The 13,315-nt window shown below is 52.7% G+C and carries 10 protein-coding genes; 5 read left to right on the forward strand and 5 right to left on the reverse strand.

Annotated elements, in window-relative coordinates; all coding sequences use genetic code 11:
- Positions 1-4: 4 nt before the first annotated feature.
- A complete protein-coding gene (locus tag ACYVJQ_RS15630; protein WP_460894046.1) occupies positions 5-3,268 on the reverse strand; it encodes a SusC/RagA family TonB-linked outer membrane protein in 3,264 nt (1,087 codons plus the stop codon).
- A gap of 755 nt (positions 3,269-4,023) precedes the next feature.
- On the opposite strand from ACYVJQ_RS15630, the gene ACYVJQ_RS15635 reads away from it, so the two are divergent.
- From ACYVJQ_RS15635 to ACYVJQ_RS15650, 4 genes are all read left to right on the forward strand, one after another.
- Entirely contained in the window at positions 4,024-4,509 is a 486-nt protein-coding gene (locus ACYVJQ_RS15635; RefSeq protein WP_460894047.1) for a DUF4112 domain-containing protein, read from the forward strand.
- Between the two features lie 238 nt (positions 4,510-4,747).
- Positions 4,748-6,133, forward strand: coding sequence for a lysophospholipid acyltransferase family protein (locus tag ACYVJQ_RS15640; RefSeq protein WP_460894048.1), 1,386 nt, complete (start codon positions 4,748-4,750; stop codon positions 6,131-6,133).
- Between the two features lie 150 nt (positions 6,134-6,283).
- Positions 6,284-7,009 (forward strand): SGNH/GDSL hydrolase family protein, encoded by a 726-nt coding sequence (locus tag ACYVJQ_RS15645; RefSeq protein ID WP_460894049.1) that lies wholly within the window; start codon positions 6,284-6,286, stop codon positions 7,007-7,009.
- 105 nt (positions 7,010-7,114) lie between these two features.
- Positions 7,115-7,552, forward strand: coding sequence for a hypothetical protein (locus ACYVJQ_RS15650; RefSeq protein WP_460894050.1), 438 nt, complete (start codon positions 7,115-7,117; stop codon positions 7,550-7,552).
- 78 nt (positions 7,553-7,630) lie between these two features.
- Here the strand turns inward: ACYVJQ_RS15650 and ACYVJQ_RS15655 are convergent, their stop codons facing one another.
- Positions 7,631-8,641, reverse strand: coding sequence for a DUF6929 family protein (locus ACYVJQ_RS15655; RefSeq protein WP_460894051.1), 1,011 nt, complete (start codon positions 8,639-8,641; stop codon positions 7,631-7,633).
- Positions 8,642-8,764: 123 nt separating this feature from the next.
- The gene (gene uvsE / locus ACYVJQ_RS15660; protein ID WP_460894052.1) at positions 8,765-9,658 is read right to left on the reverse strand and encodes a UV DNA damage repair endonuclease UvsE; all 894 of its coding nucleotides are present in this window, start codon (positions 9,656-9,658) and stop codon (positions 8,765-8,767) included.
- A gap of 917 nt (positions 9,659-10,575) precedes the next feature.
- Between uvsE and sucD the strand changes: the two genes are divergently transcribed.
- Positions 10,576-11,466, forward strand: coding sequence for a succinate--CoA ligase subunit alpha (gene sucD / locus ACYVJQ_RS15665; protein ID WP_460894053.1), 891 nt, complete (start codon positions 10,576-10,578; stop codon positions 11,464-11,466).
- A gap of 164 nt (positions 11,467-11,630) precedes the next feature.
- On the opposite strand, the gene ACYVJQ_RS15670 is transcribed toward sucD, so the two are convergent.
- Together ACYVJQ_RS15670 and ACYVJQ_RS15675 are read right to left on the reverse strand one after the other, a co-directional pair.
- Positions 11,631-12,341 carry a GDSL-type esterase/lipase family protein gene (locus ACYVJQ_RS15670; protein ID WP_460894054.1) on the reverse strand — a complete coding sequence of 237 codons (711 nt, stop codon included), beginning with the start codon at positions 12,339-12,341 and terminating at the stop codon, positions 11,631-11,633.
- Between the two features lie 40 nt (positions 12,342-12,381).
- Complete coding sequence (locus tag ACYVJQ_RS15675) at positions 12,382-13,296, reverse strand: glycerophosphodiester phosphodiesterase (RefSeq protein ID WP_460894055.1); 915 nt, start codon at positions 13,294-13,296, stop codon at positions 12,382-12,384.
- Positions 13,297-13,315 lie beyond the last annotated feature (19 nt).

Genomic DNA, 13,315 nt, shown 5'->3' on the forward strand with positions numbered 1-13,315 from the left:
TTACTTAAAAAGTCACGTTTAAACCCATGGTGGTGGTTCTGGCCCTGGGGTAGGCAGAGTAGTCAAAGCCTGGGGTAAGGGCGCTGGGCCTTACGTTCACCTCTGGGTCATAGCCAGAGTAGTTGGTCCAGGTGTACAGGTTCTGGGCTGCCACATACACCTGCAGGTTCTTGATTTTTACCCGCTCTGTAAACGCTGAAGGAATGGTGTAGGCCAGACGCACGGTTTTCAGGCGCAGGAACGAACCGTCTTCAATAACCCTGGAGGAATAAGTGGTAAGGCCAATCTGGCCGCGGGCCCGCGGGATGTTGGAATCTGGGTTTTCCTCGGTCCAGCGATCCGCGAAGGTGGCAAACTGGTTCACCCCGTACCGGGAGCCGGCCTCCAGGTAGATTCTGTTGGCGTTGAGGATATCATTGCCGTACGACCACTGGAACACCACGTTCAGGTCAAAACCTTTGTACTGGAAGTTGTTGGTGAAGCCGCCAATGTGCAGGGGAACCGGGTTACCAATCACAGTTTTGTCAAAGTCATTGATGCTGCCGTCTCCGTTGATGTCGCGGTATTTGATATCACCGGGCCTGATGTTGTTTCTGGCCGCCCCGTTGCTGGGTACCGTCTCTTTTAAGGAATAACCGCCGCCGGGCGCCGAGTCAAAATCTTCATAGGTGTACACGCCGTCCCAGATAAGGCCATAGAATTGGGCCACGGGCTCATTAAGCTTGGCAATGTAGGCCGGAATAGAGATCCAGGCGTAGTCAAACGGAATTGGGGTCAGGATTCTCTCCTCGTTCTGCGAAAGGCCCATTACCTTGTTTCTGTTGAAGGAGATATTGAAGTTGGTGTTCCATCTAAACTCTTTCCCTCTTATGGGGTCCAGATCCAGGGTTACTTCCAAACCGTCGTTTCTGGTTCTGCCAATGTTCTTGGTGGCGCGGGAATACCCGGTAGAAGTAGGCAAGTAGGCATTAAGCAACAGGTCACGCGTAGATTTACGGTACACTTCCACTTTCACTGAGGCTCTTTCCTGGAAGAAGGAGAGGTCTATCCCCAGGTTTACGTTCTCTGTGTTTTCCCATTTAAGCGAGGAGTTGCCCAAGTCACTGGAGTAGCTGCCCGTGGTGGGCTGGTTACCAAAATAATAGCTGGCGTCTTGGGGCAGGGTGATTTTGGAGGCATACGGGAAGTCACCTACCCGGTTGTTGCCGCTCAGACCCCAACCAGCGTTGATGCGGGCCCCTGAAAGGAAAGGAATGGGTTTCATGAACGGTTCCTTGCCCAGGTGCCAAAGACCTGAAACGCTGGGGAAGTAACCCCACTTGCTGCCCGGCGCAAATTTAGACGAACCATCTGCCCTGAACGTGGCGTTGACCACGTATTTTGACTTGAAGGTATAGGCCGCCCGGCTAAAGAACGAAGCCATGGTCCATTCTGTGGAGGAAGACGTAAGCGAGCTTACCGTGCCTTCATCCAGGCCACTCACGCCCAGGTTGGCGTTTGGCAGGATGATGGCGCTGGCCCCAAACGCCTTTCCGGTGCTTTTCAGGAGTTCATATCCCCCCAATACCGTTACCGAGTGGTTGCCGGTGAATTTCTTGTCATAGGTGAGCACGCCCTGGTTAGACAGCTGGGTAGAGTTAAAGGTGGTGATGCCGCCGTTTACCCGGTTGTTGGTCTGAGCGCTTCTGGACTGAGGCCCATTGAACACTTCAAACTCCCGGGTGCTCCTGATAACCCCGCCAGATAACTTAAACTTAAGGCCTTTCAGGATGGTGTATTCGCCGTAGGCGTTCCCAATCAAGGTTTCAAAGTTATTGTCCCTTACCTCATTGTAGCTGGTAAGGATAGGGTTAAAGCTGTAGTTGTCGTTTTGCTGCACCTCGGGGTCCGTTTCCATTTCCAGGAGGTTGAGTCCGCTGGCAGACACCGGCCGGAACGCCCACACACTGTAAAGCAAGTTAGCCTGCCCTGACCCCGCGTCTGCAGAGGGCGGCGTGCCGTAAGACTTGTACTGCGAGTAAGAGGTATTGATGCCTACCTTTATTTTCTTGGATACTTCCTGGTCCAGGCTTAAGCGGCCCTGGTAGCGGTCAAAACCCGAATTGATAAGAATACCCTCCTGATTGAAATACGTGGCCGAGACATTGTACAGGGTCTTATCCGTACCGCCTCTCAATGACAGGGTGTGGTTTTGCATGGGGGCGGTGCGCATTACTTCTTCTTCCCAGTCAAATGGCTGTATGTTGCGGTAATCCTCCAGGGTGAGGTCTCTTCCGTCTGGTCCTTTGCCTTTGAAGTAGAGGTTGGTAGTCTGTTGGGGGTCCAGTTCGTTCTGTAGTTTTACAAAGTCATAGGGGCTCAGAACGCCCATTCTCTTGCGGCTTTCTTGCACGCCGTAATAAGCATTGTAGTTCACGGTAGGCAAGCCCACGCGGCCTTTTTTGGTGGTGATCAGGATAACCCCATTCGCCCCGCGTGATCCATAGATAGCCGTGGCTGCCACGTCCCGCAGAATCTCGGTGCTCTCAATGTCTGCCGGCGGAATGGCGTTGAACACCTGGGCATCTTCGGTGGGGAAACCGTCAATCACGTACAGCGGCGAGTTGTCCTGGGTGAGGGAACTGGCGCCCCGGATAATGATGGTGGCGGGAGTACCGGGCTGACCATCGGCGGAGACCACCTGCACGCCGGCCACCCTTCCGGCCAGGGCCTCGTCCAGGGATCGCACAGGGGCTTTGTTGATGTCTTCCATGTTCACTGAGCCAATAGAGCCGGTCACCTCATTTCTGAGGGCGGTGCCGTAGCCAATGTTCACGATCTCAATCTCCCGCATGAGCTGGGAGTCCTCCACCATCTTAATTGTATACACGGTAGCCTGCGTGATGGGAACCTCCTGAGGGGTATACCCAATGTAGGTAAACACCAGGGTTCCTGTTCTGGCCGGTATGCGCAAGGTGAAAGACCCGTTCTCATTGGTGGCAGTGGCCACTGACGTGCCTTTTACCATCACCGTTACTCCGGGCAAGGCCTCCCCGCTGGCAGAGGTCACCTTGCCGGTGATTTCAATGGACTGCTGAGGCGTTTGGTTGAACGTGCCTGGTAAAAACCGTAGTTCGGGCTTTCCGGCGGGGCCTGAAAAGGGAGAGAGAAAGGTTTTGGTCTTACCATTGCCCGGCGAGGAACCCGCTAGGGGAAGGCCGGTGGCCGCCAGGCTGGTTAGGGAACAAAGGAAGAGCGTGAAACCTAAGGGGCGTAAACAGTTTTTCATAAAGACGGGTAAACGGTTTCTGATGTAAGCTTCGTGACAGGCTTTGGCGTTGCGCAACCGTGGGGAGGCGTAAGGGTCTGTTCAGCGGCAAAAAAGGGAGCAAGCTTTCTGCGGGACCAAATGCGTTTGGCCAATGGACCGCATCTCTTTTACAGGTATTTAACCTCCGCTCCTTAATTGTTGTCTAAATATAGAAGCCTAGAATATTAAATAAAATTAAAATGTTAAAAATCTTTTTAAGTTATGTTAATTGTTTTAGGATAACAGATTCATAAAATAGAAGTATTAAAAGAATGATTTTGTCAAAATGAGACGTGAGAATATTGGTTTGGCTAAGAATTCCTTGATTAGCGCTTTTGTGAGCCTTACTGTCATGCTTTTTTAAACAGCCATTTGGTTCTTCATCTTGTACTTTCAAAAGGGCCAGTGTTAAACCCCGAACAGCTTGACTCCAGAGATAAAAAGAAGGCCAAGACTGTAGTCATGCTCCTAAAACCCATAAATCCTTTCCGATAGGTCTGGCACTTCCTATCGGCCCCTAGCGGGGGTGCGCACCAGACCTGGATAGGAAGGAGGGAGTTACCACCGCGGCAGGTAGCTAGATGGAGTAGAAAAAGGAATGTCTACCAGGATCACGGGCTACTCCACTAACCTCTGAAACATCCTTTCTGGGGTAAAAGCAAGCAGACGGGCCCTTGCCCAGATAATCAAAGAAGAAGGTTCTGCGTATGAAGGGGAAAACAGATAACTCTACAATGGAAACCACGCCTAATGCCCCCCTAGATGACCGCCTGAAATGGGTAGAATCTTTCTCAAGGCTGCTAGATAACCAGTTCGTATTGCCCGGTACCAAGTTCCGGTTTGGGTTGGACCCTATTATGGGCTTATTGCCGGTGGTAGGGGATATGGCTGGTTTTGCCATGTCTGGGGTTTTGGTCATGACCATGGCCAAGCATGGGGCCAGCCGCGGCCTGGTAGTCCGAATGCTGCTGAACATTGTGCTGGATGCCATCATAGGCAGTATTCCTATTGTGGGCTGGCTGTTTGACTTCGGGTACAAGGCCAACCAACGCAACGTAGAGCTGTTGCGGCGCCATTACCAGGAAGGCCGTTACCAGGGCAAGGGGACAGGTTTTATAATCCTGATATTGGTGGTCTTTGCAGCGCTGTTCGGGTTGCTGCTGTATGGGCTCTGGAAACTGGCCGAGTATCTCTGGCTGTGGGCTTCCTCTGTCTGGTAAGCACGGCCTAAAGGACCTTACTATATATGGCATGCCGTTTTGGGCCTGTTTTTCAGAAAACAGGCCCAAAACGGCATGCGGGTTTTAGAGGCCTCTGCCCAGCGCCTCCTGGCCGAAAACTCTTCCAGCAACGAGGCCCCACCAAAAACCGGGTAAATTTCTGAGTTACGTTTTAAGCCTGTTTTGCTGAAATCAGGCCCAAAATGCGTAGCTTCCTCCCTTTAAGTAATGAGCCTGTATGTTGTATTTTCTGCTTAAAACCCTTTTCAGGATAGCGTTGCGTGTATTCTTTAGGCGGTTCACGGTGCATAACAAGCACCTGTTATTCGCAGAAGGGCCCTTGATTGTGGTGTCTAACCACCCCAACACGCTCATGGACCCGGTGGTCACGGCCTCGCTCATGAAGCAGAACATCTATTTCCTGGCTAAAAGCAGCTTTTTTAAACCGGGCATTCAGGGCTGGCTGTTCCATCATTTGTTCATGATACCCGTGTACCGCCGTGAAGACGTAGGTGATTCTGGCACGGTGCAAAATGACGCCACCTTTGCCAAATGCTATGAGTTCCTGGGCAAAGGCGGCACGCTCATGGTGTTCCCAGAGGGTAACAGTTTTATGCAGCGCCGCCTGCGTCCGCTTAAGACCGGTACCGCGCGTATAAGCCTGGGCGCTGAAGCCCAGCACAATTTCCAACTGGGCCTGCGCATTGTGCCCGTGGGCCTCAACTACTCAGACCCTTCCCGGTTCCGGAGCGATGTGTTTGTGAACGTGGGGGAACCTATCTATGTGAAAGACTTCGCGGAACAGTACGCGCAGGATCCCTTCAAGGCCGCACACTCGCTCACCGACCACCTCAAGGACCGGCTGGAGTCTCTGATCATTCACACCGAGACCGAGGAGGAAGACGAACTGGCCCGCCAGATAGAGGCCGTTTACCAGGACACCCTCGTGCGCGAACTCCATATGCCGGCCTCGGCCACCAAAGAACGCTTTACCCTTTCAAAGGGCATTCTGCAGAGTATCAAGTATTTTGAGGCCCGTCAGCCGGAGCGGGTCCACCAACTGCGCACCAACCTAACCGAGTATTTTCAGCACCTGGAAAGCGTGGGCCTGGTGCCCGAAGCCTTCAAGAACGCCCCTGCTAAACGCACCGTGGCCTGGGGAACCGTCAAAACCATTCTGTACCTTTTTCTTGGGTTTCCCTTTTACCTGTTTGGGGTGGTGCACAATTACCTGCCTTACATTCTGCCGGCCAAAATAGCCCGTTCCCTTACCAAAGACATAGAGTTCTACGCACCTATCATGATGACCGTGGGCATGTTCACATTTCCCCTTTTCTATGGGTTAATTGCCTGGGCCGCCCAGGCGTGGCTGGGCCTGTCTGGCTGGGGATTGGTGGGGTACCTGGTGGCGTTGCCTGTGACAGGGTTCTTTGTGCTCCATTACTGGCACCGGATTCAGGTAGCCCGCCGCCACTGGATTTTCTTTACCCTGTTCTACCGCCGTACCACGGTGCTGGAAAGCCTGCTGGAAAAGCGCAACCGGCTTATGCAGGACCTGGAACAGGCCCGCGCCGAGTTTTTAGCCTCTTCCCAGGAAACCACCCCTGAAACCGAGAAAGCCTGATCAGGAAACACCCTCCGTTAAGACATGTGATCTGCGTTTTTAACCAGTTGGGCGTCTTTGTCGGCAATTGAACAATCCAAAGAAGCGGGCTGTTGCGTAAGTAACCAAGAGGGAAGGAGGTTCTTCCCGTGGTCTCTTTACGTGAACGGTATGCGGTTTCTAGCCAACGGGTGGTTGCTTTTAGTGAGTATGGTATTTTTGGGGGCCTGTGATTCTACCAGTGACGAGGATGCGGGAAACCTAGCGCCTCAGCCGACTGCTGGTTCTGGCAGTGTTTCCACCTACCTGGCCTTGGGTGATTCTTACACCATTGGGCAAAGCGTGGCCCCTGAGGAGCGCTGGCCTATGCACCTGGCCAACCTGTTGTCGCCGGAAGGCATTAGGGTAGGCGAGCCCCGCATTATTGCCCAGACCGGCTGGACCACCGCCAACCTCTTGCAACAAGTTAAAGCCCAGAACCTGTCCGGGGGCTATGGCCTGGTGTCTTTGATGATAGGCGTGAACAACCAGTACCAGGGCCGCAGTCTGGAGGAATTCAGGACACAGTTCAAGGAACTGTTGGCCCTTAGTACGCAATTGGCCCAGAAAGACCCCAAAAACGTGGTGGTACTCACCATCCCAGATTGGGGCGCTACGCCTTTTGGAGCAAGCTATGACCGGGCCTACATCTCGGCCCAGGTGCAAAAGTTCAATGAGGTCATCAAGACAGAGGCTACCACGGCCGGCATTAAGGTGATAGACATCTATGACCTGTCTTTGATGGTCTCCCAAAACCCCTCTTTGCTGGCCCCAGATGGGCTGCACTACTCCAGCCTTATGCACCGCCAATGGGCCCAGCGCGTGCTGCCAGAGGCAAAAAGAATCTTAACGGATTAAATTTTTCAGCGATACTTCATTTTTGGAACGGTATATGTATTAGAGGATTTGGCCGCGCTTGCGGTCCAGATTCAACCTCTAATGATATCGTGTATGGAAATGAACATGAACGCAGTTGGTGCCGTGTTGTTGGCGGGGTTTTTAGCCATGGCGGGCGGCCCGGTCTTGGCCCAGGCACAAGCAAAAAAGAATTCCATTGCCTTAAGCAAAACCACCACGGTTAGCCAGGCGAAAAAAGATACTACCACTAAAACGGCTGTGGCTCCTATTCGGCGCGAGACCCTTTCTGGCATAGACCTGTTCCCGGAGGATAAGAAGAAAGATATTTTCCTGCTTTCCTTCCAGCAGGACATGACCGAAGACGGGGTGCTGGAACTGACCAACTACGCTGGGAAGGTCCTGTACACGAAACCCATCCCGGCAGGTGACCATACCTTAGCCCCTCCGGTGAACATAGGCCCCTTGAAAACCGGAACCTACCTGGTTGAAGTGAAAACCCCCACCACCGTGTATTGGAAGAAGATGCGCGTGCGCCTGAAATAATTATCCCTCAATGAGTAGCAGAAAGGCCCGCGGAGAAATCTCTCCGCGGGCCTTATTTTTTTCCGGTAAGGGATGTGGCTACCAGTTGAACTTCAGCACAATCAACTCAGAGAAGCCATCGTCATTGTCGGCCACGGCCACGGCTTCCAGACTGTGGCGCTTTTGGCTAGTGATACAGATAGACTCAATTTTGCTTTTATAGGCACCGCCGCCTTTCTCTGTGATAGGCACCACTACCTCGGGGATGGCCGGTTCAGGTGAGGCATGAGGGTGCGCCCGCAGCCAGCCTACCAGACTGCCGTACACCTCACCGTCCAGTACCGCATTGGGGGTCTCCTCGGCTGAGGCCGTGAACAACAGTTTTCCGCCCAGCGCCGGGGCCACTCCAGAGAACCCGGTTTTTATCTGCGCAATTTCAGGTAAAGCCCAGGCCTGCACAGTGGCTGGTTTTGGTGCCGGTCCGCGGCCCAGCAAAAACGGGGCGATGGAGGTGATGGGATAGGTAATAAGCACATTCTGACCGCCCGGGGCGAACCGCTGCAACAGGTAGAGGTATTCTTCATCGGCCGCCAGGCCTTCAATGTTAAGGGTGGCCCCACCCGTGATGGCCTTATCTGCGCTTAACTGGCCGTACAGTTCCTTCAGGGAGATGGTTTGGGGCTTGCCCACACCCTTGGCGGTGACGGGCACCAGATAGGCCGTGTTGCGGGTGGCCATGGACCCAGAGCCCATAATGAGCAGGTACGGGTCGCCTTCCAGGTCCAGCCGGGTAATGGCCTCCAGGTCGGGTTTGACCGGTTTGGGGATGCGGCCGTTCACCGTACCGTCAGATTTCAGCAGTTCTACTTTCTGGATGACCTCAAAAGCCTCATTGAGGCAAAACAGGTAGGGTGAGTCATCGCCTATGATAAAGTAGCGCTCATTTACCTTCTCAATACCGGAGGCCGACGGAATGTTTTCCAACGCCACCTTCCTGGTGATGACTGCCGCCGGTTCATTTCTGGCATCTGAGGAGGAGTAGCAATTGGTAAGCAGAACGGCCATTGACAGCAGGGTGCAATACGGGAGAATACGGTTCAAAATTTCCATGGTAAAGTAGTTGCTTGGGGCAGAAGCCCGCGTAAGGCCAACTTCTCTGCCCGGTAAAAGCGCTTAGTTGTACGGCATATCTCGTTTTAAGGCCGATTTTTGAAAAACAGGCCTAAAACAGCCTTACACCAACGCCAGTTCCTCCAACACCTGGCGCGCCCTAAGGCAGCTGGCTTCCTTGTCTTTGATCTCCAGCATAATATCTACGTCCAGCCCGTTCAAGTGGGTCAGGAATTCCCGGAACAGATCGGTCTCCATGGACGTGGTGTGTTTGCCCTTGCGCTCCCCGTGGGCCTGCGAACTGTAGTCCATCATAAGCACGCCGTCTGTTTCTGGGTGCCAGGTGCCGGCGGCCAGTTGCAGGGCCTCGGCCATAGGTTCCCCGTTGTTCAGGCACTCATGGTGGAAGTTGTCAAACAGGATAGGAATACCTGTTTCGCCGTGCAGTTCCAGGCAGTCCCGAAGGCTGTACAAGCGGTCATCGTTCTCTACCACCAGCCGGGCCTTTACTTCTTCCGGGAGCATGGTGTTATAGGTATGGATGAACCGCTTGAGCGCCGCCGGTTTATCACCGTACACCCCACCGGCATGAATCTGCAACTTGGCCGTGGAGTCCAGCCCCATCATGTCCATCACGCTGCCCTGGTACACCAACTCGGCAATACTGTTGCGCACAATCCGCTCATCTGGTGAGTTGAGCACCACAAACTGGTCTGGGTGCATGGAGATGCGCATGTCATGCTTCTTGATGAAATCGCCCAGGCGTTTGAACGTCATCTGGAAATGCTGCTGCCAGTTGTAGGTGCACACCGCATGGCTGGCAAAGGGCACCAGCCCCGAACTCATCCTAAAGAACAGGAACCCATGCTCCAGGTTATACTCCAGAATGCGCCTCAGGCAGGCCAGGTTTTTCTCCACGTTTTCTATGAGCCGGGCTTCACTGTAAGACGCCAGCCGGAAGGTAGTAGAGGTGCTGCAATCCATAGACTCATTCACGCAAGGGTATCCTATTTTCATAGCATAAAATTGTTTGTTCAGGTAAACCGAAGCCGGGGTCAATTGTTTACGGTGTTTGAAAGGGAAAGGGAGGGATTAGCGGCGGTTGCCTGAATTCTTGCTTTCTTTTTTTCTTTGGCTAGCGTGGCCGCTAGTGCCTGAGTTTTGTGCACGCATTTCCGTCTTTGGCTTGCGTGGTATCAGTTCTTGCCTGAGCCCTAACGCTGGGTTGTTTCATTTGTTCCCTCCGAGCGCTCACGGCCGCGGGGCCCCGTCTTTCCCCCTCGCACTGCCCTTGCGGCCGCTTTGCTGTCTGCTCTTAGCTGAGGTCTGCCTATGGACACAAGCGAGGCGCTCGAGGTAAAGACTGGAATTGAGGGAATGCGTGGGAATTGGGTGACGGTGTTTTGGGCACGTTTTCCGGAAAACAGCCTCAAAACGCAATAGCTTTTACTAAGCACAGGCTCTTCCGGATTTGCAATCCGGAAGTACCGAAAGGGGGATTTGCAATCCCCTTCCCACGCATTGCCAAGACGGGTCCAGATGCAAGACCGGCAGGCGGATTGCAAATCCGCTTTTCAAAAGTTCGGGATTGCAAATCCCGAACAGCACTATGGCTGCGTTTGAGGCACGTTTCCTGGAAAATAGCCTCAAAACACAATAACCGCTTACTACAACACAGACGCCCCCTTGAGGGGAGCGTAGAGGGGTGTTTACACAGGGGAACACGCATTTCGTCCCCCTTTGAAGGGGGTAAGGGGATGACTACTTTTGCAGAGCACCCCTTTCCAGCCCGTTTTTACCAAAACATCCCTAAAACAGAACCTGCCCGGCCGGTCTGCTTTATTGGCCCTTCTTAGTTTGGATGCGCAGCAAAAAAGCCTATTTTTGCGTACAGTTTCCAAATTAGAGCGTACATCTCACATAATCCACTACACATGAGTGTTTTAGTAAATAAAGATTCCAAGGTGATTGTGCAGGGCTTCACCGGCTCAGAAGGTTCTTTCCACGCACAGCAGATGATTGAGTACGGTACCAACGTGGTAGGTGGCGTAACGCCGGGAAAAGGGGGTTCTACCCACTTAGACCGTCCGGTTTTTAACACCGTAGCCGATGCCGTAAAGCAGACGGGTGCCAATGTATCTATCATTTTCGTGCCGCCGGCCTTTGCCGCAGACGCCATCATGGAAGCCGCTGATGCCGGTATTGCCGTGATTGTGTGTATCACGGAAGGTATTCCGGTAAAAGACATGGTAGCCGCTAAAAACTACCTGAAAAGCAAAAACGTGACCTTGATCGGGCCAAACTGCCCAGGTGTGATCACCCCAGGCGAAGCCAAAGTAGGCATTATGCCCGGTTTCGTGTTCAAGCCAGGTAGAATTGGTATTGTGTCTAAGTCTGGTACCTTGACCTATGAGGCCGCCGACCAGATTGTGAAAGCCGGTTTAGGTGTTTCTACCGCTATCGGGATTGGTGGTGACCCTATCATCGGAACGCCTACTAAGAACGCCGTGCAGCTGTTAATGGAAGACCCAGAGACCGATGCGATTGTGATGATTGGTGAGATTGGCGGTAACTATGAGGCCATGGCCGCAGAGTACATCCGGGCCACCGGTAACAAAAAGCCAGTAGTTGGTTTCATTGCCGGCCAAACCGCTCCAGCAGGACGTAGAATGGGCCACGCCGGTGCTATCATTGGCGGTGCCGATGATACCGCAGCCGCTAAAATGCGCATCATGCGTGAGAACGGCATCCACGTGGTAGACTCTCCCGCTGAAATTGGCGAGACCATGGTAAAAGTATTGAAAGGCGAGACTACCAACGCGTAAGTTTCCTTGCTATAATCAAAAAGGCCGCTCCTTCAAGGGCGACCTTTTTTTGTGGAAAGAAAGAGTAGAACTTCCTTTAATCTCCCCAATAGCAAAAATGCGTTTCGGGGCTGTTTTTCCAAAAACGGCCCCGAAACGCATTTTTGATTTCTACCAAAAGTACCTTATTTCAAATAACCGCCTTTGGTTAAAACCTCGGCCCATTTGTTGTAACCGGCCATGGTTAGGTGGAGGCCGTCATGGGTGAGTTCTTTCTTCAGGCGTTTGTCACCATCCAGGAAATGGGGGTGCAGGTCAATGAGGGTTACTTTCTCTTTGGCAGCCAGTTCCTTCAAACCTTTGTTCACGAAGGCAATGTGCTGGTCTTTGTTGTAGTGATTCTTAAACTTGTCAAAGGTGTTGTTCACAGGCAGCAGGGTCTGCAGGTAAATCTGGGTCTTAGGCGAGCCGGCTTTAATGCGGGAAACCATCTTCTGGTAGTTCTTCAGGATCAAGGCATCTGGCACGTTACGCGAAATATCATTGATGCCAATCAGGATAAAGACTTTGGCGGGCTTGCCTTCAATTACTTCGTCCAGGCGTTCCAGCACGCCATAGGTGATGTCACCCGAGATGCCGCGGTTTTTGGCAGTTGGTAACTGCAGGAGCTCGGTCCAGTCGGTGTTGGCGGTAAGGCTGTTGCCCAGGAAGATGATGTCTTTGGTAGAGTTAGGGAAAGCCTTGAACTGCTCTACCTTTAAATCATAGGCGGCCGGACGGTAGGTGCTGTCATACTTAGCGGTTTTTTCCAGAGTCTCCGTCTGGGCAGAGGCCACCGTGCCGGTCAGCAGGAACAAAAACAGAAAGAGGGGACGTAAAGCTGAATGAGTGTTCATAAAAGGGTTTTAAAGGAAACCAGAAAAATAAAATCAAAAATTATTGCTGCCGTGCGGACAGCAGGTTAGGGTAATCAGAAATGATGCCATCTACGCCCAGGGCTTTCATTTGGGTAATTTCCTCAGGGGTATTCACCGTCCAGGGAATCACTTTTATACCCAAGTCATGGCATTTCTTCACCAACTCTGCCGTCACCAGCTTGTAGTTGGGGCTGTAGATGGTAGGGGTGTAGCCCAGGGTTTTCAGGTTCTCTTCCAGCGTCTTTTTGTTTTCCACCAGCAAAGAGGTTCTTACCTCTGGATATTTCTGGCGCATAACCTGCAGCGTGCGCGGGTCAAATGACTGAATAATCACCCAAGGCGTTATCTTCTTTTGCTCAATCACGCCCATCAGCAGCTTCACAAAATTCTCGGGGTCTGGGTGCAACTTGTGGTCGCCGGCCAGTTTTGACTTGGTCTCAATGTTGTAAAACACCTGGGGCTTGTTGTTGGCTTTCAGATACGCCTGCACTGAGTCAATCAAATCTACCAGCAACGGCACGTGGGCCTTCATTTTCTGCTGCTTCGGGAAGTTGCCGTAGAACCTGGAGCCCACGTCAAAGGTCTTGATCTGGGCATAGTCCATCTGGTAGAGCGCGTATTTCTTGGCGTCTTCCTTGGGTATCTCCTTGCCGTCTGGGGTCAGCGCGAACAGCGGGTTGAAGTAATCATCATGGGCAATAATCACTTGGTTGTCCCGCGTAATGTGGGCATCCATCTCCAGGGTGGTCATGCCCAGGTCTATGGCTTTGCGCATGGCCGGAATGGTGTTCTCGGGCATCAGGCCGCGGGCGCCACGGTGGCCTTCCAGGTCAAAGGTGGGCAGGGGCGGCTTTTCCTGGGTGGTAGGCGCACTGGTTTTACAAGCTGTCATAAGGGCGGCGCTGAGGAGAAGAGCAGATATTGTTTTGTTCATAGGGGTAATAAAAAGGATT

The sequence above is a fragment of the Rufibacter soli genome, assembly GCF_054781795.1.